Annotated in this window: 22 protein-coding genes and 3 pseudogenes; 11 read left to right on the forward strand and 14 right to left on the reverse strand. The window is 34.9% G+C overall.

All coding sequences use genetic code 11. The annotated features are described in order from the left end of the window. Positions 1–174: 174 nt before the first annotated feature. Positions 175–267: pseudogene (locus tag ACFQZ1_RS09515) on the reverse strand (IS3 family transposase); the annotation flags it as partial. Then, positions 261–548 carry a DUF4030 domain-containing protein gene (locus ACFQZ1_RS09520; protein WP_377881881.1) on the reverse strand — a complete coding sequence of 96 codons (288 nt, stop codon included), beginning with the start codon at positions 546–548 and terminating at the stop codon, positions 261–263. The pseudogene ACFQZ1_RS09515 and the gene ACFQZ1_RS09520, both read right to left, overlap by 7 nt. Positions 549–891: 343 nt before the next feature. Between ACFQZ1_RS09520 and ACFQZ1_RS09525 the strand changes: the two genes are divergently transcribed. Continuing rightward, positions 892–1,053 (forward strand): hypothetical protein, encoded by a 162-nt coding sequence (locus ACFQZ1_RS09525; RefSeq protein WP_377881861.1) that lies wholly within the window; start codon positions 892–894, stop codon positions 1,051–1,053. A 1,734-nt stretch (positions 1,054–2,787) separates the two neighbouring features. Continuing rightward, positions 2,788–2,937 (forward strand): aspartyl-phosphate phosphatase Spo0E family protein, encoded by a 150-nt coding sequence (locus tag ACFQZ1_RS09530; RefSeq protein ID WP_377881862.1) that lies wholly within the window; start codon positions 2,788–2,790, stop codon positions 2,935–2,937. Between the two features lie 161 nt (positions 2,938–3,098). Here ACFQZ1_RS09530 and ACFQZ1_RS09535 read toward each other — a convergent pair whose 3' ends face one another. The 6 genes and pseudogenes from ACFQZ1_RS09535 to ACFQZ1_RS09560 form a co-directional block, all read right to left on the reverse strand. Then, on the reverse strand, positions 3,099–3,386 hold the full coding sequence (locus ACFQZ1_RS09535) for a transposase (protein ID WP_377881863.1): 288 nt from the start codon (positions 3,384–3,386) through the stop codon (positions 3,099–3,101). A gap of 481 nt (positions 3,387–3,867) precedes the next feature. After that, the gene (ssb, locus tag ACFQZ1_RS09540; RefSeq protein WP_377881864.1) at positions 3,868–4,368 is read right to left on the reverse strand and encodes a single-stranded DNA-binding protein; all 501 of its coding nucleotides are present in this window, start codon (positions 4,366–4,368) and stop codon (positions 3,868–3,870) included. Positions 4,369–4,394: 26 nt separating this feature from the next. Continuing rightward, positions 4,395–4,634, reverse strand: a complete 240-nt coding sequence (locus ACFQZ1_RS09545) for a hypothetical protein (RefSeq protein ID WP_002205092.1) — start codon at positions 4,632–4,634, stop codon at positions 4,395–4,397. Positions 4,635–5,049: 415 nt separating this feature from the next. Continuing rightward, on the reverse strand, positions 5,050–5,613 hold the full coding sequence (locus ACFQZ1_RS09550) for a recombinase family protein (protein WP_377881865.1): 564 nt from the start codon (positions 5,611–5,613) through the stop codon (positions 5,050–5,052). Positions 5,614–5,789: 176 nt separating this feature from the next. Then, positions 5,790–8,759 (reverse strand): Tn3 family transposase, encoded by a 2,970-nt coding sequence (locus tag ACFQZ1_RS09555; protein WP_377881866.1) that lies wholly within the window; start codon positions 8,757–8,759, stop codon positions 5,790–5,792. 284 nt (positions 8,760–9,043) lie between these two features. Beyond that, positions 9,044–9,244 (reverse strand): annotated as a pseudogene (locus tag ACFQZ1_RS09560) (DUF6366 family protein); the annotation flags it as partial. 393 nt (positions 9,245–9,637) lie between these two features. Here ACFQZ1_RS09560 and ACFQZ1_RS09565 point away from each other — a divergent pair. The 4 genes from ACFQZ1_RS09565 to ACFQZ1_RS09580 all read left to right on the forward strand — a co-directional run bounded on the left by ACFQZ1_RS09565 (position 9,638) and on the right by ACFQZ1_RS09580 (position 13,350). After that, positions 9,638–10,213 carry a TetR/AcrR family transcriptional regulator gene (locus ACFQZ1_RS09565; RefSeq protein ID WP_028401894.1) on the forward strand — a complete coding sequence of 192 codons (576 nt, stop codon included), beginning with the start codon at positions 9,638–9,640 and terminating at the stop codon, positions 10,211–10,213. Positions 10,214–10,332: 119 nt separating this feature from the next. Beyond that, a complete protein-coding gene (locus tag ACFQZ1_RS09570; RefSeq protein WP_377881867.1) occupies positions 10,333–11,181 on the forward strand; it encodes an alpha/beta fold hydrolase in 849 nt (282 codons plus the stop codon). A gap of 14 nt (positions 11,182–11,195) precedes the next feature. Further along, the gene (locus ACFQZ1_RS09575; protein ID WP_028401896.1) at positions 11,196–12,254 is read left to right on the forward strand and encodes an alkene reductase; all 1,059 of its coding nucleotides are present in this window, start codon (positions 11,196–11,198) and stop codon (positions 12,252–12,254) included. Between the two features lie 103 nt (positions 12,255–12,357). Next, on the forward strand, positions 12,358–13,350 hold the full coding sequence (locus tag ACFQZ1_RS09580; protein WP_377881868.1) for an NADP-dependent oxidoreductase: 993 nt from the start codon (positions 12,358–12,360) through the stop codon (positions 13,348–13,350). A gap of 628 nt (positions 13,351–13,978) precedes the next feature. Here the strand turns inward: ACFQZ1_RS09580 and ACFQZ1_RS09585 are convergent. Continuing rightward, a complete protein-coding gene (locus ACFQZ1_RS09585) occupies positions 13,979–14,191 on the reverse strand; it encodes a hypothetical protein (protein ID WP_377881869.1) in 213 nt (70 codons plus the stop codon). Positions 14,192–14,393: 202 nt separating this feature from the next. On the opposite strand from ACFQZ1_RS09585, the gene ACFQZ1_RS09590 reads away from it, so the two are divergent. The 5 genes and pseudogenes from ACFQZ1_RS09590 to ACFQZ1_RS09610 all read left to right on the forward strand — a co-directional run bounded on the left by ACFQZ1_RS09590 (position 14,394) and on the right by ACFQZ1_RS09610 (position 17,730). Continuing rightward, positions 14,394–14,744, forward strand: a complete 351-nt coding sequence (locus ACFQZ1_RS09590) for a helix-turn-helix domain-containing protein (protein WP_377881870.1) — start codon at positions 14,394–14,396, stop codon at positions 14,742–14,744. Further along, positions 14,725–14,904: a helix-turn-helix domain-containing protein gene (locus ACFQZ1_RS09595; protein ID WP_377881871.1), complete on the forward strand. Its 180-nt coding sequence runs from the start codon at positions 14,725–14,727 to the stop codon at positions 14,902–14,904. The genes ACFQZ1_RS09590 and ACFQZ1_RS09595 overlap by 20 nt, the downstream gene beginning before the upstream one ends. 30 nt (positions 14,905–14,934) lie before the next feature. Further along, positions 14,935–15,450 carry an IS630 family transposase gene (locus tag ACFQZ1_RS09600; protein ID WP_377881872.1) on the forward strand — a complete coding sequence of 172 codons (516 nt, stop codon included), beginning with the start codon at positions 14,935–14,937 and terminating at the stop codon, positions 15,448–15,450. 150 nt (positions 15,451–15,600) lie between these two features. Further along, on the forward strand, positions 15,601–16,308 hold the full coding sequence (locus tag ACFQZ1_RS09605) for an IS6 family transposase (protein WP_377881873.1): 708 nt from the start codon (positions 15,601–15,603) through the stop codon (positions 16,306–16,308). 263 nt (positions 16,309–16,571) lie between these two features. Continuing rightward, positions 16,572–17,730 (forward strand): annotated as a pseudogene (locus ACFQZ1_RS09610) (IS701 family transposase). 356 nt (positions 17,731–18,086) lie between these two features. Here ACFQZ1_RS09610 and ACFQZ1_RS09615 read toward each other — a convergent pair. The 5 genes from ACFQZ1_RS09615 to ACFQZ1_RS09635 all read right to left on the reverse strand — a co-directional run bounded on the left by ACFQZ1_RS09615 (position 18,087) and on the right by ACFQZ1_RS09635 (position 21,844). Beyond that, positions 18,087–18,695 carry a hypothetical protein gene (locus tag ACFQZ1_RS09615; protein ID WP_377881874.1) on the reverse strand — a complete coding sequence of 203 codons (609 nt, stop codon included), beginning with the start codon at positions 18,693–18,695 and terminating at the stop codon, positions 18,087–18,089. Between the two features lie 20 nt (positions 18,696–18,715). Then, a complete protein-coding gene (locus tag ACFQZ1_RS09620; RefSeq protein ID WP_377881875.1) occupies positions 18,716–19,270 on the reverse strand; it encodes a stage II sporulation protein M in 555 nt (184 codons plus the stop codon). Further along, on the reverse strand, positions 19,224–19,916 hold the full coding sequence (locus tag ACFQZ1_RS09625; RefSeq protein ID WP_377881876.1) for an ABC transporter ATP-binding protein: 693 nt from the start codon (positions 19,914–19,916) through the stop codon (positions 19,224–19,226). Before ACFQZ1_RS09625 ends, ACFQZ1_RS09620 begins: the two co-directional genes overlap by 47 nt. 10 nt (positions 19,917–19,926) lie before the next feature. Next, positions 19,927–21,423: a hypothetical protein gene (locus tag ACFQZ1_RS09630; RefSeq protein WP_377881877.1), complete on the reverse strand. Its 1,497-nt coding sequence runs from the start codon at positions 21,421–21,423 to the stop codon at positions 19,927–19,929. Positions 21,424–21,541: 118 nt separating this feature from the next. Then, a complete protein-coding gene (locus ACFQZ1_RS09635; RefSeq protein WP_377881879.1) occupies positions 21,542–21,844 on the reverse strand; it encodes a hypothetical protein in 303 nt (100 codons plus the stop codon). Positions 21,845–22,478 lie beyond the last annotated feature (634 nt).

The raw sequence follows: 22,478 nt of genomic DNA on the forward strand, positions 1-22,478 counted from the left end.
TAAGGATTTTCTGAACAAATATATCTTAGCGTACAGCAAAATGGGTTAATTGTGACAAGAATGTGTCTAAACGTACAGAATTCCCGAAATGATATGGTGAGGCCTATTAGGATATACAAAAAGCTCTGCCATTTAGTGAAGTGAACCCTGAAAATGGGACATGCATCAAAACACCTAAACTACCTGTTCCTTATATTCCTTAGGGGATAGGTAGTTTAATTTTTCCTGAATTCGCACACAATTGTAGTAATGGGTGTATTCTAATACAGTACTTGGTTATCTTGATTGTAGATTACAATTGTATAAGAATCGGATTTCACCAAGTTTTTCTGTTTCTCTTCACTAAGAAACCTCTTTATCTCCTGCTCGACTTTTTTGGCGAAATCCTGTGCTTCTGCATCAGAACTGTTTAAGTGTGTAAGAATACCTAGCGTAACAGGTTGATTCTGATTGTTGGTGGTAAATTGAGTTGTAAATCCGTTATAGCCTTTCTCTTGGAATAGTTCCGACGAAATGCCCTTATTGGGTACAGCCGAGATACATGTAATTTTGAGTCATAAGCTTACTTTTATTTCCAAGCATAATCAAATTGACGTTTTCTTTATTATTTTTGAACCTATTATCACACATCCTAATCGCACAATCGAAACGAAGTGTTTTTAGTAACTAACTAATGAATGATTAGGGTTAACCCATAGTAGACAAAGCCAGGTTTTTCATCGTAAATAAACTTTATTTGGAATAAAATAAAGTTATCAATAAATGTTATAGATAAATATGGTAAAATGCACATAGAGTAACAGCTCAAAAAGTAAAATGGTGATTCAAGTTAAAGAAGTACTCAGGTGGGTGCTTTTTTTGCTGTCTTACAAATACAGAGGGGATTTCATCATGAATATTATCGACTTAGAACTAGTACGAAAAAGAAAAAAGAAGGAAAATAAAATGATTACAATACCCATTATCGAACGGGTCTTTGAAGTAAATGGAGAAATTCAGTTTGAAGTAGCTGGCGAAAAAGAAGTTCCCATTTCTTGGCTAGAAAAGGAATAGATATTCTTAAAAAGAAAAGAAATTCAGTTATACTATGAGCTCTTAAATATGTATATTTGTTTATAACAAGTTGTACCATATATAATTATAACTATTTCTGTAAAGAATCCTTATATTACAAGGATTCTTTTTTGTCCCAAAAGGTACACCTTTAGACACATTTTTAACTTTAATGTATGGGGTTTGTGTAGCAATGGAACTTTTTTACGCAACAAGTATTAGCGGACATTCGTTTTAGGATGTTTTTGCCCATCCCCTCGAAAAGGGGGAATAAGAAAAACCCTTATTTATAAGGGTTTTTCGTTACTCATAGAATATATGTTTCAAAACATATACACCCAATAATAAGTAAAGACCGGATATAATACAAAAATGCCCCCTAAATTATAGGGGGTATTTTTGTACCATGTTCTATTTGAAGTTTTTATTCGCATTTTATCATTCAATAGGAAGGTATTTTTGTGAATCTCTTAAATGGCCTCACCATATCATTCCGGGAATTCTGTACGTTTAGACACATTTTTGTCACAATTAACCCCTTTTGCTGTACGCTAAGAGATATTTGTTCAGAAAATCTTATGTTTATGGACAGAGGATAAATCTCAATAATATCAACGTTTTCTATCTATAATCGTGTTCATAAAGTGTGTCAATAAATCAATGTTCAATTAACCTTAGGATTTTATCTTTCTGAACATGCACTAACCTTTAAAAAATACTGTAATGATAAGGGTTTGTAGTCCTTAGCGTACAATTTTCCCAAAATGATATGGTGACCCCTAATAAGATAATCAAGCCACTTTTTTTTAATTCATATCATAAGATATTTTATCAGATTAACATCCCTACAATATAGAAATATATCAGTTCAGCCTAATTTCTCGGGTTCTGGTGCAAAAAGGCTGTAATGATAAGGTTTTGTAATCCTTAGCGTACAATTTTCCCAGAATGATATGGTGACCGGTTCTGGTGCAAAATAACTAACTTGTTATCAATTATCTTTAGTTCAAATCTTTTCATTCTTCATCCCTTCGCATAATATTTCACTATCTACACATATTATAAATAGGCTAGACCACAGCCTATTTCTCCTTTTGGATGAGCAGTTAGCTTTTGCTAGCTGCTTTTTTTTACCAATATTTACATAGATACATTTTTTCGAAAATTTGATATCTTACAAATAATCCTTCATATGGCTGTTATACCATCTCCCTAGCTAGTCGAAGTTAGGGAGTTTTGACTTTTTCATAAAAAATGAAATTTTTGTTTGGTCTCAGCCCCCAATAATCCAGCCTATTAAAATGCCAAGTACTAGGAACGACTAGATACAACGGCCCATAACGCTATCCATTCTATATTCAATTTTTCCTCTGTAACTAAATGAAGCATTTATTAATACCTTCGAATTTTTTCTAACAATTAACATGTGGTATATTATTTCCATTTTTGGTAATATAAAGATATACCTTAGGGCTTCCATATTTCTCTGTTAGGACCTGTAACGTACCTCAGGTCCTAATTATTTTTTTCAAAATAGTTTTTTGATAAGAAAGCGAGATGGAATAGTTGAGTAAGTACAGTAATTTATACGTTTCATGGGGGACTTCTAAATATTAGCTTGATGGGCAGGGGGCTGTGCCCAAAATTTATTCAAACTTTTAGGTTTATTACCTTTGAAAATTTTTTATTTGAAAATTTTTCCGATTAATTCAATAGGTATAAAGGAGATTATAGATGGAATTAACAAAGCTACATAGTGTGATAGAAGATAAAAGGAACGAATTAATTCAATTCGTTATCGAATATGGTATCAACCATAAAAAGGTACTTACATTAAGTCGAGAATTAGATTGTTTAATTTTTAAGTTCATGAAAGGACAATGAAGAATTTTTTCATGAGATTTATACTTATTGGGTTTCTTTGCCCATCCCCCGAAAAAGGAGAATAAGACAGAAAATACCAATTAAAACCTATCTGCGTAACAAAAACGAACAACTAAGGCTGAAACCTAAATTTGTCCACAACTAATATGGAATATTTTGTATTAATACCCCTTTTCGGGGGATGGACAAAAACATCCTATTTTGCTTACATAGTATTTTTTCACTTCATCATACGGAATCCAAATCTCACGTTCCTGTATTTGATTCATCACTTCATGAAGAATTTCATCATGTTCGTACTTTCTAGGTTTTCTATGATGTGTTCTTACAAACTGTGTATATTCCCTATGTAACCAATTAGAAATATGTTCTTTTTGTTTTTGCTGGAGATGTGACCACTTTTTATTTGTTTGAAGGAGCTTTCCATTTACTTTTATATGGTTTTTCACCAAACTTCATCCCCTTTTGCCATCTGAATGTATATATAACTATCGTATCACATTTAACTTAAAATACTGCTCTAGTTACATATTTAGCAAAAAATCTATTCAAGATATAAAAAATGTCCATTTTACATGAAGTAGTATCCAAACCAAACAATACATTATCCATTTAGCAGATTAAGGCATGAAAATTAAATGTAGACTATTGAGTGGTACTTTGTTTTTTATTAAACATTTCGGTGCGTGAAATTTTAATCTTCTTTGTTAAAAAAGCCCCCATAGATCTTACACCTATGAAAGCTACCTAAGGGTATTTCGACTCCATTTTATTGTAACAGGCTTTCACCATACATGAGAAACATAATGAACCAAAAACTAACGAACATAACAAGAAATTCTTTAAACCTTTGCTGTAAGGAATGATGTGCGTTGTCCATTTATATATCTCCCTTCTTTTCAGATTCAAGAATTACACACTATGTCATAGTCAGAATGGTAAGTCGTCATCTGATATATCAATTGGTTGACCTGGATTTGAGAATGGATCATCATTCTTTTTAAACCCAGAGCCACCAGAATTACTGGATTGATTAAATGAGTTCGAACCTTGATTACCAAAACTAGCTCCTACTGGCTGTTGATTAAATGAATTACGTTCTCCACCGCCATTACGTGGTTCTAAAAACTGTACGTTCTCTGCGACTACTTCAGTGACATATACGCGCTTCCCATCTTGCCCATCATAATTACGTGTTTGAAGACGACCATCTACACCAGCTAAACTACCTTTCTTTAGATAATTTGCTACATTCTCAGCCTGTTTACGCCAAATAACCACTGAAATGAAGTCAGCTTCTCTTTGCCCCTGGTTCGTGAACGGTCTGTTCACAGCTAGCGTAAACGTTGCCACTGCAACGCCATTTGGCGTGTAACGTAAATCCGGATCTTTGGTAAGACGACCAACTAAAATTATACGATTTAAAGACATATGTTTGTTTCCTCCCTGAGTTCTCTTTATTTTTTAGGTTCACCAAACCATTCATACATTGCTTGACGACTGATAATCCATTCCTTCCGCTTTCCTTTTGGATGTAAAAAGAATTTGATTAAGCCTTCATCTAACATCCGTTGTAACTCTACTACTTTCTTTTCAGTCATACCTGAAGGGCTGATTTTGTGCTTCAGCGTTTCACGAGGAATTCCCCAATAGAATGATGCTTCACTTGGCGTCATGTACTTTTCAATCTCTTTCATGAATATCTCCTTTGTTGTTTTCCTTTTATGCTATACTGGTTAGTGAAGGGAATGTGCTAGATTCCCTTCACAGTACGATACTCATTCAAATGCCCTTTGTTTGCTTTTTGCAACAGAGGGTTTTTATTTTTGATACTTAAATCTAGATTCTAAAATAGCTAAACGAATGAGTTTAACCTTAATTTCCTTACTCAAAGATAACCACTCCGGCGTATTGATTTTCATCATTGATCTCCTCTTTTCTTTACATCATTTTGATTACTATCATAATTTTTTCTAACTCATTGACCTGCAAGTGATACGGTGTACCTGTTGCTTCTAATAGGCCTAATCACAGGGTTGCTGCTCTAGACCGCAAAGTAGCAGATAAGTGTAGAGATGATAGAGGAACATAGGAGCAAAGCAGATATGCTCCTTATGTTGTTTCTAGGGTCCGTTTCTGAATAGCTCTGTATAAAGATCCTTGTGAAATACCAGTGCCATCTATAATTTCTTTTACAGAGTATTCTTTGCTGTCGTACATTCGTAAGGCCAAAGCTATTTTATCTTTGTCAACCTTCGGTCTTCCAAGCTTTTTCCCACGCTTCTTGCTCGCTTCCAATCCCTCTTTTACCCGTTCAGCGATGAGATTCCGTTCCAATTCGGCAATAACGCACATCATTTGAAACATAGCCTTTCCTGTTGACGTTCGTGTGTCCATATTCTCCTTCAAAGAAACAAATTGTACTCCTATATCTTCAAACTCTTGAATGATGTTTAGAATGTCAATCGTTTTACGACCTAAACGTGAAATACTCTCGACCACAACAATATCATTTGCCCGAATTACATTCATTAAAGTCTGTAAACCTTGACGATCTTTCACCGTACCAGTGAATTTCTCCTCAATTATCTTTTCGCAGCCGTATTCCTTCAGCATGCTAAGTTGTCTGTCTAAGTTCTGATCAGTAGTGGAAACGCGGGCATATCCGATAATCATAAAAGCCTCCTGTGCAATAGTATGATTTTATTGTACAAAAGGCCTGTTTTTTGTAAAGGTATTTGGTAATATTTTTGGTAATAACTTTTGGTAAACTATAAAGTTAATAAAAATAGGTGCTTACTCCATCGGAGTAGGCTGTTACAAAAAATATGGTTTTTGGTAACGCTACTTACTTATGAGACTTTTAGATTGATTGGAATTCTTTTATTCATATTTAATTTAAATGTTCCATAAGGATTTACATGGTTATAGAATAAGGGCGTTAATCCTCTAAAATCTTCAGGAGTCATTCTCTTTAGCCAATACTGGTTGTTATGATAAAGAGTCTCTTGAACCATTAAAGTATTGATGTAGACTAGGCAGTTTTGAAGTAATTGAAGTGATAATGTAGACACCTCTTGATCATCTAGAGAATTGAAACGAATTTCACTGTTTTTTCCATAAAAAATATAGCTGTTTACGGAGTTCCATTGCTCAACAGTATTTAATCCTTCATGAATTTCTCTACGCACTTCTTCAAAATGTAAATAATCACATAAGAAAATGGTTTTGATTGCTTTTCCCAATTCACACAAAGCTAGATAAGTTGGATGTTTTGTATCCCTTGTAAATCGCTTTAAAATAGCTTCCGCTGATGCTGTTCCTAATCGTAAAGCTGTTGCAAACTTAATAATTTGCTCATACTGTTGACGAATGAGCTCCCAATTAATGGGCCGACTTAAAACGGGCTGTAAGTGAGGATACTCCTCATTCGTTCTAGATTCAGGACGGTACAATTTTTGGGACCCGATATTTTTGAAACGGGGCATCAATTTAAAACCAAGTATATGACAAAAAGCAAAAGCAACGACGCTTTGTCCATGTGTGTCTACATAATTTCGGTCTATTTCCATGTTTGTACAATGTCGAAGAACACCCTCCATCATAGCTGCAACCTCAGAGGAGAGGCAGGTTTTCAACTGAGAGTAGATACATGCAGATTTCCGATCTGTATGCCAATAAATCATCACCCCATGTCTTTTATAACGAGGATGCCATTCGGTAAGAAGGTTTTGATCCCAGGATCTATAATGCTTCGAATCGGAAGCACAGGCAGTAGTAGCTTCTCCCCATACCTCTCTCATGCGATAGGAAATGATATGATTGGCAACCTCAGCATTGGCTTTTCGTAAATAATCTTTATGAATAAATTTATGACGAATATATTGGAGTTCACGATAACTATCTAGATTGTTTCCAGCAGAAACAGCTTTTAAACCTGTATTGGTTCCCAATCCGAATAAGCATAGAAGAAGTCGTCGTTGAATGGTTTCTTGATCCAAAATAGACCGATCCGCTGTAGTTTTAAAGTGCTTGGTAAATCCAGTAAGAAAATCGGTTTCTTTTATTAAATCTAATAGATTGATATTGGACCAACGGTTCCTAATCTCCTGTTTAATCATAGATAAATGTGGAGGTTCAGGTTGCTTTTCTAGTGGGGTTACACGAATCCATCCCTTATTATTCCTACTGGTAATACTAACCTTATCGTTGCTTTTATCATCGAACCCTTGATTCAGTAAATGGAGCTTATCTTTCATTAATTGTGTGATGCCCGAGATAAAAGGTTCTACATCAAGTGGAGCTTTTAGCGCTTGGAAATATTCATCTTTATGCTCTTCGAAATCTTGAGGTAGATCTTCATCGGGGTTTCGATATCGTTCAGCGCCCTCAATCCAAATTTCTTTACATCGAAGTCCCGTGCGAAGGGATTGTAAAACAGCAATCTCATAATTGATTCTGTTAACCCTTTCTATCCCTTTACTATCTGTTTCAATAATAATATCCTTCCACTTAGGTTGAATGACTCCTTCAATTGGAACTTCGTCCCCAATCGAAAAAAAGCGTAGGCTGCTATCACTGTATTCCTGAATAAGTTGAAGAGCTTCAATAATGGGTTGGTGAGATGAATTATTGGATTTAAACGTAAGGTTTTTTAAGATGTCACAGAGAGATCTCCTATAGTGCCCCCGGTAGGAAGAGTGCATCTTTATATAAATTTTTTCTTTGTACTCCCGGTTATTTGCCGTCATGTCTTTAATGATGTCCCGAATGGTGGAGGGGGTTACAATAGGATATAAAGTATCTTGAATGATACCATCTGGATGGTCAACCGTTGCTTTTAATAAGTTAAGAATATGTTTATTTTTTCCTTGTACTTTTTCTAACTCTGCCACAGCTTCATTACGGGTTGAATTCTTTGCTTTATTTCCGACTTTCAGAATAATTTCATCTAACAGATCGGCTAAATAATCGATAATCTCAGCTTGACGTTGCCAAAATAAGATAGCAAGTAAGGTGTAACGAATTAGCGCTGGGTGTGTACGCAATTCTGTTACTGTCTCAGTAGCTGCACGAAGCTGATATTTCTTTATTAATTTTGGAGTCAAATGATGAAATAAACCATCCGGAATTTGAAGATGTCGAATAGCCAATAATTTCTTAACTTCCATATCCATTGTTTTGACACTTGGTTTACGGGGAGAAGAAAGTAGATGTCGAAAAGCTAAAATGTTGCCTTCTTCTTCGTCGTATTTCCCCTTATCCGAGGATTCTAATAAAGCATCTAATCGAGTGCATGTCTGAGGAGGTAATTGCTGAGAGGTTTCCTGATAAAAACGCTTTTCAAACGTATCAATGGCAGAATCAATCATTCGCTTTAAGCTTCCTGTAGAAGGTGGTTCAACCTTCCACTTACGAAAAAGACTATATGCTTGGTTTGTTAAATAGTCTGTATCATGTGTGCCCGCAACCTGTTCTTCTAACCATTGTTCCAAACGTTCATTATCCTTACCGGTAAGTTCCTGAAAACCAAAGAAGTCTCGAATTTGTTTTCTATGATAGGTGTAATTTCTTTCTTCAGATCCCCAACGATATTCGTCAAATCGATCAGGAGATAGCTTGAGTTGATTTGCAATATACTCAACAACGGTCCTTGGTATGTCGCTTCTTTTAGTCGGGAATCTAGCATCTTGTTGAAAATACTTTAATAATACGGTAAAACCAAGACGACTCGCACCAGTTTTGTTACCGATTAATTTACGCTCGACGTCAACTAAGGTAAAATGTTCAAACAGCTCGTCTTCTGTCCAACTCCTCTTCATGTCTGTCTCTCCCTATATTTGTATTATTCTTACCTATACGTTAGTTTAGGTAAAAATAAACAATAAAAAAAGCCCTATTCGGCCTATATTGTTTCTGGCATTTAATTAATGTATGTTTCGGTAGTATGTTTATTAATAGCTATGAATTATTTCTTAAAGGAAAATCGTATAATCACTAATATTTATACGGTTTTTCAAGGATATTCTTATTGAACAAACTGGCAGGATAGTTCAACAAGGATAATGGTTGTTTGTGGTAAAATTTAAAAGGACTGGTTGCTTAATTAGGGGGTGTTCAAATGGGGGAAGATAAAGAAACAGAAGAGTGATACAAAAATAAAGCCGATTATGATTACAAGAATAAGAATTCCCGTACCTTTCCAACCTAAGCTACCAACTAAATCAGCAAGACCTCCACCGTGAACGCTGCTAGAAGGATTTCCTTTTAATTCTTCTTGTCTTAATTTTTCTCTTCTTCTTTCAGGTTCTTATGCAACGAAAGGGGCAGTTTGGTTGAGTAAGGGCTCAGATGGTTTTTTCTAATTGCTGTTTCTTGTTTATTTGGTATGAGTGCATCTGTAGAAGAGTTTGATCCATTAATTGAAACAGTGGAAGAAAACAATCCTGAAGAAACTAAACGAATAGAATAAATGTTTGGCGGTACCCCTAAGTGAAAGTTAATGGATAACATTGTGATATGTAGCAAATGTGTTAGGAATTATTGGTTAGTTATAATTCTTTACTAATCGTTCTAAAAAGGGTATTATTTAATCATGGTTTGAAATTCATATGTTTATTTTAGAACGTTCATTCTATAATGGATTATGACGTTTGTTTTTGTTAGTATTGGTTCATGGATTTTTTTAAGGAGAAATAAAATGGCTAGAAGTAAAGAGTTTGACGAAAAAGCAGTATTAAGAAAAGCAATGGAGCTTTTCTGGGAACAGGGTTATGAAAAAACATCCATGCAAGATTTGGTGGATCATATGGGGATACACCGCAGGAGTATATATGACACATTTGGTGACAAGCGTTCATTGTTTTTAGCTTCCCTTAATCACTATGAAGAGCTCATCGTCAATGAGATGGAAAGCATAATTAGCAGCACTTCATCCATTAAACAGGCGATACGTGATGTTTTTATTTTCACACTGAATTCCATTGAACAATACCCAAAAGGTTGTCTATCAGTAAATGCAGCCATTGAATTATCTTTGTTGGACAAAGAAATTGGACGCATAGTTACAAAAATGTTTAACCGTACTGAAGATATGTTTAATAACCTTATAAAACGGGGCCAAACTAGTGGAGAGCTATCAAAAGAAATCGATTCTGATAACACATCTCGTTTCTTACACAACAATTTGGTAGGTATAAGAGTACTAATAAAAACTAATTATAATAAAAAAGAATTAGAAGGCATCATCACTCTAGCACTTTCAGTGTTGGACTAGCTTTCTTTTTTTACCTTTTTTAGAACGTTCATTCTAAAATTAATATGAAACAAACCATCATAATGCATACTATGCATACTTATAAAATCGTTTTTTAATTTCTAAGGAGGAACACAAAAATGACAAACTTTAAAATACCAACAGAATCAGAATTTATTGAAGCAGATGGAACTCGTTACGCATATAGAAAATTTGGTACACAAGATGGTATACCAGTAGTATTTCTTGTTCACTTTAGAGGAACGATGGAAAACTGGGATCCAAACATGCTTGAACCTATTGCAAATACACGCCCAGTAATCTTATTTGACAATAAAGGGGTTGGTGAGACCGATGGACTAACGCCTACTACAATTGCTGATATGGCAAAAGATACAGCAACATTTATAAAAGCTCTTGGATTAGAACAAGTTGACATTCTTGGTTTTTCCATTGGTGGCATGGTTGCACAAGAGCTAGCTTTACAAGAAGGAGATTTAGTAAGAAAAATTATTATGGCAGGTACTTCGCCTGAATCTGGTATTAATCCAAATCCAGAGATTTTTGAAAGAATGAATCGTCACGGCGGAACGGAAGAAGATGGAATAAATGATTTTATGTTCTTTTTCTACGAACAAACCGAAACAAGTAAATCTGCAGGAATGGCTTCACTACAAAGAATTTTTAATCAGAAAAAAGTAAACAGTTCAGAACAAGTAAAAGAGGCACAATTACAAGCCATTGCAAAATGGGCTAAACAAAAAGCTAATCATGATTATGAATGGTTACAAAACATCAAACACCCTGTACTTGTTACTAATGGTGTTAATGATGTGATGGTACCGACTAAAAACAGTTATATCTTAACAGAGAAATTACCCAAAGCACAGCTGATTATATATCCTGATTCTGGTCACGGGCATCTGTTTCAATTTCCAGAACTATTTGCAGAACACGTAAATTCATTTCTTGATTCTAATTCTTATTAAAAAGGAGTATTCATATGAGCAGATTATTTGAAAAAGTTCGTATCGGAAACATTGACTTAAAAAATCGTATAGGTATGGCTCCGATGACTAGAAGTAGAGCTTTACCAGATGGAACGCCGAGCGATTTAGTAGCAGAGTACTATGGTCAGCGTGCTTCAGTCGGTTTAATTATAAGCGAAGGAACCCAACCTTCAGATGATGGGCAAGGTTACACTAATACACCTGGTATTTATACAGAAAATCATATTAAAGGGTGGAAAAAAGTAACTTCTAAAGTTCATAGTGAAGGCGGTCATATTTTTGTTCAGCTTATGCATGTGGGACGTGTATCACACCCTGATAACACACCTCACCACCGCCAAGCAGTTGCACCGTCAGCTATTGCACCTGGTGTAGAAATTTTCACGGCAGAAGGAATGAAAGAAATTCCAACACCAAGAGAATTGAGTGAGCTTGAGATAAAAGATGTTATCAATGAGTTTCGTTTAGCAGCACGTTCAGCAATTGAAGCTGGTGCAGACGGAGTTGAAATTCACGGAGCGAATGGTTATCTGATCCAACAATTCCTTAGTGAAAACTCCAATCATCGTCAAGATGCATACGGTGGTACGATTGAGGGTCGTTCTCGATTCGCTATTGAAGTAGCTAAAGCAGTTGTTGATGAAATAGGAGCAGAAAGAACAGGCATCCGTTTTTCTCCTCAAGGAACACTGCAAGGCATTGATGAGGGGGAAAATAGCCTTGAGATGTATCGCTATTTAATAAGTGAATTAAATAAGCTTAACCTTGCATATCTGCATTTAATGCACTTTGGAAACGAGCAATTCCTAAAAGATGTGCGTCAACTTTGGGATCAATCACTTCTTGTTAACCGTCCAGGTCGTCCTCTAGATCAACTTTCGTCTGATGTAGATAATAATCTTGCAGATGTTGTCACAGTAGGCACTTGGGTACTAGCTAATCCAGACTTTGTAGAACGGATTCAATCAGGTGCTCCCCTAAACGAACCTGATAAAAACACGCTCTATGCAGGAGGAAAAGAAGGTTATACAGATTATCCTTTCTTAAAATAATTTATTTAATATGAATATCCCATCTAGGGATATTCATAATCTTTTTTCTTAGGTTCGTTATGAAAAGATACATGTGCGTTAAATAAAAATGTGGAGGATTGTAATGAAAGCTTTAGCAATTGAAAACTACGGTAAAAAACCAAATTTTTTAGACTTCCCTATGCCCAAAATAAATAATGACGAGGTCTTAGTTGAGATATATGCGGCAAGTATAAATCCTCTTGATACAAAAATTCGAAAAGGTGAATTAAAATTATTATTGAAATACAAGATGCCGTTAATTTTAGGAAACGATTTTTCTGGAAAAATTGTTGAAGTAGGTACTAGTGTCACGAAGTTTAAAGTCGGTGATGAGGTATATGGTCGACCTAGAGCAAATAAAATGGGAACTTTTACTGAATATCTCTCTGTTAACCAAGAAGATATTGCATTAAAACCTAAAAATTTAAGTTTTGAAGAAGCCGCCTCCATCCCTCTAGTCGGATTGACATCCTACCAAGCTTTACATGATATTCTGCGAATTGAAAAAGGACATAAAATATTAATACATGCAGGATCAGGAGGAGTAGGAACATTTGCTATCCAACTTGCAAAACATATGGGTGCTTTTGTCGCAACTACAGCTAGTGATGGTAGTGATTTAGTAAAATCTCTTGGCGCTGACGAAGTTGTTAATTACAAGACAGAAAAGTTCGAACATTCGATTCGTGACTACGACGCAGTTCTTGATACCATTGGGGGGGCGACGTTAGAGAGATCATTTGTAACATTAAAAAAAGGAGGAAAGATTGTTTCTATATCTGGAATCCCGAATGGTCGCTTTGCTAAAGAAAACGGATTTAGCTCATTTAAAAAAATCTTATTTTCAATTGCAAGTTATAAACTTACGAAGCTAGAAAAAAAACATAATGTCCAATATACGTTTCTTTTTATGAAGCATAGTGGAGAGCAGTTGAAAATTTTAACAGAAATGTTAGAGTCAGAAGTGATTAAGCCTACACTTGATAAAGTTTTTATTTTCGAAGATGCCCAAAAAGCATTGGAGTATGCAGAGGCGGGAAGAGCAAAAGGAAAAATAATACTTAAATTAAAATAATTAGTCTTATCTAACAAACCTTTTCTTAGGTAGAAAGTGTTTGTTTTTTTAACTTATCGAGGTTGCTTATAGAACTAACAGGTGCTTTAACACAATTAGGAATAAAATTTAAGAGCCTAAAATATGCAAGTTTTTATGCACCACTTGCGTATTTTGACTCTTTTACATTCATAAAATATACTTCCATTTATAATATTTTTTAATTGCCAAATACACCTATATTTCACGTATTAAAATCTACTTTGCGGTCTAGAGCAGCAACCCTGTGATTACGCCACTAAGAAACGTTTCACCTCTTTATGCCTCTCCTGAAGTATTTGCACCAGAACCATTAAGTTTAATACATCTGACATAAAATAGTTAGTACCTTATTTTAGAGCAAATATATTTTCCTCAATAACATTATTAAAATTCAACTCTATAGTTACTATTCAGTAATATATATAGATTCACTTTAAATTTAATTTTCTATACATAGGGGTTCTGCCATTGGTTGCCCAAAACCCTGCGCTTAAAGCCTTGCATCAATATTGCTATTCTATGGTTCTAGCGAATTATTTTTGCACCAAAACCGTTTCTAGTATCGCATGTTGAAGATAAGTAGAGAAGTATCATATAAGGTTTTCCTCTACTTATTTTTTTTTAAGATATCACTTAAGATTAAAACGATACAGCCAATTCCACCAGCAAGAGAGACATAATCCAGAGTACCCAGCTCAGCGCCTTTAATAATACTCATGATAAATCTCCCTATAATATATACAGCTAATACAAATAAAACTACTTTAAATTTGGGACTTGTTTTAGTTACAGGATCTGTATTCCCTCTATGATTTTTCACGAAATACTTCCTTTCCTTGCAATATTTACCTAATATAATTTTCTTTTATAGTATATATTAGGTAAATAATTATGTCAAAAATTCCGTAACTGCTCAGCTTAGTACTATATAAGTTCATATTGAAGAATCGACATCTGTGTAAGGCTTGAAAAAACTGTACATACTGCCCCTAAAGACATCTCTTTCAAAGGAGCGGTATACAATGAAGCGATTAACGATTACAAACACACACGGTTGGACGGTACGGGCATTACGAAAAAAAGAACGGATGGTGGAAGATGGATTGCTTCGTCAACGCATAACAGCGGTTCGCCTTGTCATGGAAGGATATCTCGGAAAAGAAGTTGCTGCTATCCTAAATATCCATCGTCAATCCGTTGCCAGTTACATTAAGTCATTCAACGAAGGCGTTTTACCGGAATTGCTTACGCGTAGGGTGCCGCCAGGAAAAGATCCTTATCTCTCAACGGAACAACAGGTCGAATTAAAGCGAATCATTCATAGAAAGTACACCAGAAAAAGAAGGAATGGGTGTGTACACGTCATGGGATAGCCGAACCATTCAAGAATTACTTCAGGAAAAATGGGGGATTTCCATGAGTCACGGCGGCATTATCCATATGCTTCATCGTCTCCATCTCAGCTATACACGTCCTACGTATACTCTTGCCAAAGCGGATAAGGAAAAGCAACAGCGCTTTGTAAAAGGTTAGATATGATTAAAAAAACTCTTTACAGAAGACATGATTCTGCTTTATGAAGAAGAAAGCCACATTCGTTCGTATCAGGCGCGCCGTGCAACGTGGTCTGAAACAGGCATGCAGCGTCGCATTCCGACGTATGGTCACCATGCGAAAGTCACGTTATTCGGGACGGTGAATGCAGAGAATGGCGACTTTTTTTGCGTGCTATCTGAGTCATGTGATGCAGAAGCCTTTTTAGATTTTTTGAAACAAACGTTGGCGCGTTATGCAGACAAGTATATCGTGATGGTGCTCGATAACGCCCGAATCCATCATGCGAAGCTTCTTCGTCCATTTTTAGAAGAACATCAACATCGTCTCTTTCTCATCTTTCTGCCACCCTATTCGCCGGAGCGCAATCCGATTGAACGAATATGGGGTTGGTTAAAAGAAGCCGTTATCTTGAATCGCTTTCACAAAGATCAAGAAGCATTTCAACAATCTATTACATCTTTTATAGAATGGATGAAGGGTTCACCCGAGAAAATTTTAAAACGCCTGGGCTGCACGGTTTGAGAGATCGAAACTTCAAAGTAAATTTATATAGAAAGGTAATTAAAGGAGGCATGCCCCTGGTTCTGATGCAAAAACTTTAAGGCACTTGCAAGTAATCTCTAAATCTTGGACATACTGATACTATTACTCTAAAAAGGGATGGTGTTCAGTGTGAATAAGCAAAATTCGTTCAAATGGAAGCACTATCAGCCTGATATTATTTTACTAACAGTAAGATGGTACCTACGGTACAACCTAAGTTTTCGTGATTTAGTGGAAATGATGGAGGAACGGGGTCTATCCATTGCGCACACTACCATCATGCGTTGGGTACATCAATATAGTCCTGAGTTAGACAAACGAGTTCGGCGCTACTTAAAGAAAGCCAATGATTCTTGGAGAGTCGATGAGACATATGTAAAAGTCAAAGGGAAATGGATCTACCTGTATCGTGCCGTGGATTCTGAAGGAAATAACATTGATTTTTATCTGAGCAAGAATAGAAATACCAAATCAGCCAAGCGTTTCTTGAAGAAAGCCTTGGCTTCCTGTCATTCTGCAACACCTCGAGTGATTACAGTCGATAAGAATCCAGCATATCCTGTAGCTATCAAAACATTACATGAAGAAAAAAGTATGCCGATAGGCGTGAAGTTAAGGCAAATTCGGTATCTAAATAACATTGTAGAACAGGATCACCGCTTTATCAAGAAACGCATACGTACTATGTTAAGTTTAAAGTCCTTTCGGATTGCCAAATGGATTCTTGCTGGGATTAAAGTCATGCACATGATGAAAAAGGGACAAATCTCTCAAGGGGAGAAGTCTGTCCAAAATCAAGTGAACCTCATCCATCAACTATTCGGTATTCCAGGATAAGGTAGATTCCACTAGGAAATGTTTCGCCTCTTTATATCCTCCCCAAGTATTCGCACCGGAAACACTGACAATATATCCCTTTTGTGATAAAATTTATTTTGGAAGTAGATTCATCAAATGGAGATTATTATCTAATAACTCAAAATGAGTAAATTTTCTTGAAGTAATTTCCATCTTATAAAAACAAAAAAGACAAATTCGCACATTTGGTTTAGAATGAAAGCTCTCACCCAATCATCTATCCAAAGGAGCGTATTTGTCCCATGAACAGACTATCACATCAAGACGAAATCTGCAATGGTTTTACAGACTGCCAGCTTCCTTTTTACTTTTCTGAACCATCTTTCTCACTTTGTGGACGGCATGTTGAGTACAGGTTTCACTGGGAAATTGACAGAAATTCATGCGTTTAGCCATCACAAGAGGCATCGTACCACGCTGAGTCATTTTCTAAAGAAAGGCGCTTGGAACGAAGACTATCTTCTTCAACAGACCAAGCAGTACATTCACGGTCAGCTGGAGAAAGACGAACCCCTCTTTCTCTTGTTAGACGACACCATTTGCGAGAAGACAAAGCCTTCGTCACAGGCGGAGATGCCAACAGAATCCTGTGGGTATCATTTTTCGCACAGTGCCGGCAAAAGTGTTTGGGGTCACCAGGTTGTACAGTTGATGATGAAAAGTGGCGATAGAGCGTATCCGTACGAGTCTCAGCTGTTTTGTAAGGAGAAAACAGCGAGTAAAATTCAGCTTGCACTCGACATGATTGCACGCGTACCTTCGTTCATTCAGCGTGTCTATCTGCTTTGTGACAGCTGGTACACGTCTCAAAAGCTGATCGAAGCTACTTTGTCTAAGAGAATTCATCTGATTGGCGCACTGAAAACAAACCGCATGCTCTATCCGCAAGGCGTTCGGATGCAGGCAAAGGAATTCGCTGCCTACATTGAAACAAACGATACCGGCTCCGTGACAGTCGGCAGTGAAACGTACCGGGTATACCGGTACGAAGGTGCTTTGAATGATATAGAAAATGCCGTTGTCCTTCTGTGCTGGAATAAGAAAGATCCCATGAAGCCCAAGCATATGCGCTGCTTTCTGAGCACGGACACCGAACTGACCACAGAGACCATTCTTTCCTATTACAGCCAGCGCTGGTGTATTGAGACCTACTTCAAACAGGTCAAAGGAATGGTTGGCTTTCATAGGTATCAAGTTCGGAGTGAACAGGCAATCCGCCGGTTTTGGCTTATTGTTCAGTTTACATATGTCTTTGTGATGGATCTGCGAAAGAGTACGTTTTCCGTCGCTGTCCTCGAAACTCGAAATCGAAAACTTGGCAGTATCATTGAGTTTGTTTATCGAGAAGCAACGAACGGGATGCCGCTTGACCTTGTCAAAAAAGAGCTACAAGTGGCATAGGGTACCTGTCATTTCTATCAGACTGGTAATATTTTCAACTAAAAATGCTCATTTTGAGTAATAATTAGATTCTATACTAAAAGTAGTTAATAGATTTGTTAACTATATAATGGTACATACTCTTCATTGTATAGGGGGCAGAGGATGTTTAAAAATTTTGATTGGACATTACTAATTATGGTAGTTGGCTTAATAGGTCTTGTTGTTATTAGCTTAGTTTTTGGTTTTGGTTCTCTTTAACAAGACGGAATAAAAAACACCGAAATAGGCATTAATCACCATAGCCTGTTTCGGTATTTTTTATTTTTGACACATTCTTAGCTAGTCTTAGATTTAAATATTGGCTAGCTTATACGTTATAAATTAGTACCGATATAAGAGGCTACTCCATTAAAACAAACTAACACAATAAAAAGACCAGTATATGCTAAAGTGATGGACTTTTTATATTTTATGTTAGAATTTTTATATAAGTAATACGCCCATACAACTAAAAATAAGACGAGAAAAAGGTCAATGCTTTTAAGGATAGCAAGAACGACCTCATTATTGAAAATGACATTCAGGAATTCTAGGGAAAAGTAGTTTACACTTGTTTGTTGCATTAACATATTCGTAATTCCTTTAACTAAACTTCCTATTAATAAAAATAAATATGCTTTTATACCTGTATAAAAAATTGTCTTAAAGCTTGCTTCCATAGTGATAATTAAAAGTAATAACCAAATGATTATACTAAAAATTATTAAGTTAAAGATTGGTCCTACTATTTTAGAAAATACACCTATTCCTACTCCTATCCATTTTCCAATAGCTAAAGCCTTACTATCATCAGATATACTAGAAAGATGAGTTTCTAATTCACCAATGTTTAAAAGAGTAATCACTAAAAATATTAATGCATTAGCCATAGACATAAGCAACAAAGTTAAGATTGGTCTTTTAGATATTTTATAGGTTAACATAGTAATTCATATTCCTTCCTTTACTTTAAAAATTTTATTACCTCAAATTCAATTAATGCAGCTACTAACAAACATACGGTGCTTGCTAATATACACACGAGCGAACATTTTATAACCTTACGTATTTCAAATTTTTTGTTTTCTCTAAGGCTTTTAAAGAACAGAACGTAAGAATATATCGATGGGACCAACGTAAAATAAAAGCCTAATAGCTCAAAAGGGGAGTGAAATATTACGTGCTTCAGAGAAAATGCAAAATCCTCCGTCAATGAAAAATATACAAATGCAGATGTAAAATTAAGACCATTAATGAATAGTATTACGATTGGAAGCAAGCCCACTGTAAAGAATCCTGTAAAAAATATACTTAATGCTACTCTTATATTATTAAAAAAGATAGATTTAAAAGAACTTACAGTTGGATTTTGAATTATAGTATCTTTTTGAATATTAACTCCGAGTATACCAACAATTCCGCCTAGTCCAAAAAATATCAAGAATAAGATAAAGATATTTATGAATACCTTCTTATCTTGTGATAATTCTTTCAAATTCCTGGTTAATGCGTTCTTCATCCCATTTCTCCTTCTGAACTGAATCAATTACACTTCCTATCCGTCCTTCATTAATAAAAACCAATTGATCACATAATTGAGCGGCAAATGAGAAAATATGAGTAGAGAATAGTATTAGGTTACCCGCTCTAGCATAGGAAGATATGGTTGTTTTCATTATCTTTAAGTGGTGTGGATCCAATCCTGTAAATGGTTCATCAAGCAGTAAAATCTTTGGTAAATGTAAAGTAGCTATGATGTATCCCAGCCGCTGTTTCATTCCTCTGGATAGCCCTGAAATAAAAGTATCTTTTTTATCAAGCAATTCCACCTCAATCAGTGCATTTTCCAGTTCTTTAGTAGATAAATTTAATCTTCTGACTAAGTTTATATATTGAATCATTTCAAATACAGTAAGTTGTTCATAGAAGGACGGATTATCCTCCATATATCCAATCAGTTGATTCTTAGGTAGATCTCCTTGAAAGACTATTTCACCTGTAGTGGGAGAAAGAAGTCCTGCTATTATCTCTAAGAGAGTAGTTTTTCCCGCTCCATTCCTACCGATGAATCCCACAATGTTAGAAGACGTTAATGACAGGTTTATATCCTCAAGAGCTTTAGTATTACTTTCATAAATCTTTGTTAACCTACTGATTTTTATCATGATACTTATATCACTCCTTAAATAACTTCAAAGACACAAAGTTCTTTGTTAGAGATTTTTTACTGAATAAGATAGAGAATCGATATAGTGAAACTCCTGTTCCCGCCATAAAAGATATATAAAGTATTGTGTAAAGAAGGTAATCCTTAGTGAAGTAAACTAAGAAATAATAAATAATATTTACACATAACTGAAGAGTGTAAAAAGCAATAAAAGCCCCTTTTGACAATGTAGTTGGTATCTCATATACTTGTTCCCATTGAAAATTCGGAAAGATTATAGTTGAAAGTACAAGAGCAACTGAAACATTTATATAAAATAAAGCGGTAGAAACTAATAGAGTTATCAATTCTTTAATATCATTAGCAGGAACAAAAATAAAGGATAGTATAGTAAGTAAGGTACTGAAAAATAGAGTAGCCCCTAGAGAAACGAAAATTTTGAAATGAACCTTCCATTTTAAAAAGTTATCTATATGTTGCATTTTTTGGAGAAAGTTCTTGTCTAAGTCATAACTTACATATGGATGTATCGCTAGCATAACTACTATCATTGGCATATATATCATAAAAATATATAATAAGAAGCCATATTGACTATCCATATGAAGATTGTGAGTGGCCAAATATGAGATACTGCCAAATATTAGAGCAGGAAGAGTCAATATTACCAGAAGTCCAGACAATTCTATTGGGGGATTTCTGAGTATTAACTTACTTTCTAAAACAAACAGGGTGTTTGTTATTAATCTCTTTTCTACACTGATCCGTCCTTTTTTATAATCAGTAAAAAAGTATTCATTCAGCGGGATAGAACCTTGCTGTTTATTGTATTTTAAAAGTACCACTAGGCCTATTAGTGTTAATAATATATATAACAAAGTCCAAGAGAATACAATAATGTGGTTCAGTCCATATTCGTAAAGATTGTATATGTAATATCCCAATATCCCATATCCTATCCATGATAAAAGTGATAATCCTAACATCATACTTTTAATCTTATTCTTACTCACTTTAATAAGAACGATTAATAATAGATATCTAATAATTAATCCTATGCATATACTTAAAAAACCAAATATTAGTGATATGAGGGCTAGTAATAACTTAAGCTTAAGCACATAACAAATAAATAATGTTAAATTAGCTATACATAACAATAAGATGTAATGGTAAAATTTGTATAAATCTTTAGATATTATATAAGATAATCTAGTAAAACCCAAAAGTTGCAATTGCTTTTTATCGTCTGCAAAGAATAACCTATATATGGTTTTATCAACATTATTAAAAGCGGTAAGTAAGGGAAATATAAAGATATAATTTATAGATTGTTCCCCTGTAAGAAAGATCAGTCCTATTGATAGAAGAATAGGTAGAAGAGCATCTACAAATAGGAAAAGAAGAATGCTATTAAAAAAATTTCTTTTCTTAATAGTTCGATTTTTCAACCCCAGCAAGTGATAATAGCAATAGATGAATACACGATTTGAAATAAGTTTCAATAAAACCACCCTTTACCAATTCTTCAAGCATCAAAATAATCTATGCATTTTTATATAACAATAAAAAAAGAGCTTATTAGGTATAACAACTTAATAAGCTCTTTTTTTCATTTTCTAATTACCATTGAACTGCATATCTAACACCGTATTTACGTACTTGACTGATGAAGACTGCAGCAACAGTTCCAAGACCCACAGTTCCTAAGATAGCAGAAACTGTAGCAATCCAACCAACAGTTTCCAATGCTAACTTAATAGAATTGATTGCCCAGTTTGGAAGTCCAGGGTATGTAAGGATTAGCTGTGCTAAACCTGAGGAGCCACCTAATTTTGAGAACATTAAAGTCATAAAAGCGATTGTAGCAAGTGCTGTAAGACCTAAAACTGCATTTAGTCTAGTTTTGTTTAAACCTATTGTCATATGTTTCACCCCCTTTCAAGTTCAATGCTTTATAGGCAAGTTAGTTTATATAAATCCATCTTAATTTTCCAACATATCCAAACTCGTCCCATATACATATATAACACAAGGAAACATTTTGCATGAAAATGGTAGTTCCTCGTTTACAAGATAAACATCTATAAAATACAATCGTACTCTAGCGGGTATCTTGAAGGGACTAGTCACTTCTACATGCTGTTCTATATACTAAATGAATTTTCAACATGAAGTTGGATTTTGTCGAACTTATAAATTGTATTTATATAGCCCCTCCCGCAAAAAATAGTTTTTTCATCTAGGAATGCGGCTGCACCATCATGCTCGTTTCTTATGTCGGATTTTTAAATTGAACTTATGTAGAAGCTATAACAAGGATTTAAAATGATAGAGCTATTTTAATTATTTTCTATAATTATTATATTTTAACATCCTGGTAAATAAAAGTATTTTTTGTAATTTATTGTATTCTACATAATTATTATATTTTAACGTACTGGTAAATAAAAGTATTTTTGTAATTTATTGTATTCTACGTAATTATTATATTTTAACATCCTGGTAAATAAAAGTATTTTTTGTAATTTATTGTATTCTACGTAATTATTATATTTTA

It is taken from the genome of Bacillus sp. CGMCC 1.60114 (assembly GCF_042676365.1).
Classification (GTDB): Bacteria; Bacillota; Bacilli; order Bacillales; family Bacillaceae_G; genus Bacillus_A; species Bacillus_A rhizoplanae_A.

What these genes read in the sequence shown, in the direction of transcription:
- ACFQZ1_RS09525 (WP_377881861.1), top strand. Translation starts at nt 892, where the DNA reads ATGAATATTATCGACTTAGAACTAGTACGAAAAAGAAAAAAGAAGGAA.
- ACFQZ1_RS09530 (WP_377881862.1), top strand. Translation starts at nt 2,788, where the DNA reads ATGGAATTAACAAAGCTACATAGTGTGATAGAAGATAAAAGGAACGAA.
- ssb (WP_377881864.1), bottom strand. Translation starts at nt 4,368, where the DNA reads ATGTCTTTAAATCGTATAATTTTAGTTGGTCGTCTTACCAAAGATCCG.
- ACFQZ1_RS09545 (WP_002205092.1), bottom strand. Translation starts at nt 4,634, where the DNA reads ATGAAAGAGATTGAAAAGTACATGACGCCAAGTGAAGCATCATTCTAT.
- ACFQZ1_RS09550 (WP_377881865.1), bottom strand. Translation starts at nt 5,613, where the DNA reads ATGATTATCGGATATGCCCGCGTTTCCACTACTGATCAGAACTTAGAC.
- ACFQZ1_RS09555 (WP_377881866.1), bottom strand. Translation starts at nt 8,759, where the DNA reads ATGAAGAGGAGTTGGACAGAAGACGAGCTGTTTGAACATTTTACCTTA.
- ACFQZ1_RS09565 (WP_028401894.1), top strand. Translation starts at nt 9,638, where the DNA reads ATGGCTAGAAGTAAAGAGTTTGACGAAAAAGCAGTATTAAGAAAAGCA.
- ACFQZ1_RS09570 (WP_377881867.1), top strand. Translation starts at nt 10,333, where the DNA reads ATGACAAACTTTAAAATACCAACAGAATCAGAATTTATTGAAGCAGAT.
- ACFQZ1_RS09575 (WP_028401896.1), top strand. Translation starts at nt 11,196, where the DNA reads ATGAGCAGATTATTTGAAAAAGTTCGTATCGGAAACATTGACTTAAAA.
- ACFQZ1_RS09580 (WP_377881868.1), top strand. Translation starts at nt 12,358, where the DNA reads ATGAAAGCTTTAGCAATTGAAAACTACGGTAAAAAACCAAATTTTTTA.
- ACFQZ1_RS09590 (WP_377881870.1), top strand. Translation starts at nt 14,394, where the DNA reads ATGAAGCGATTAACGATTACAAACACACACGGTTGGACGGTACGGGCA.
- ACFQZ1_RS09600 (WP_377881872.1), top strand. Translation starts at nt 14,935, where the DNA reads ATGATTCTGCTTTATGAAGAAGAAAGCCACATTCGTTCGTATCAGGCG.
- ACFQZ1_RS09615 (WP_377881874.1), bottom strand. Translation starts at nt 18,695, where the DNA reads ATGTTAACCTATAAAATATCTAAAAGACCAATCTTAACTTTGTTGCTT.
- ACFQZ1_RS09620 (WP_377881875.1), bottom strand. Translation starts at nt 19,270, where the DNA reads ATGAAGAACGCATTAACCAGGAATTTGAAAGAATTATCACAAGATAAG.
- ACFQZ1_RS09625 (WP_377881876.1), bottom strand. Translation starts at nt 19,916, where the DNA reads ATGATAAAAATCAGTAGGTTAACAAAGATTTATGAAAGTAATACTAAA.
- ACFQZ1_RS09635 (WP_377881879.1), bottom strand. Translation starts at nt 21,844, where the DNA reads ATGACAATAGGTTTAAACAAAACTAGACTAAATGCAGTTTTAGGTCTT.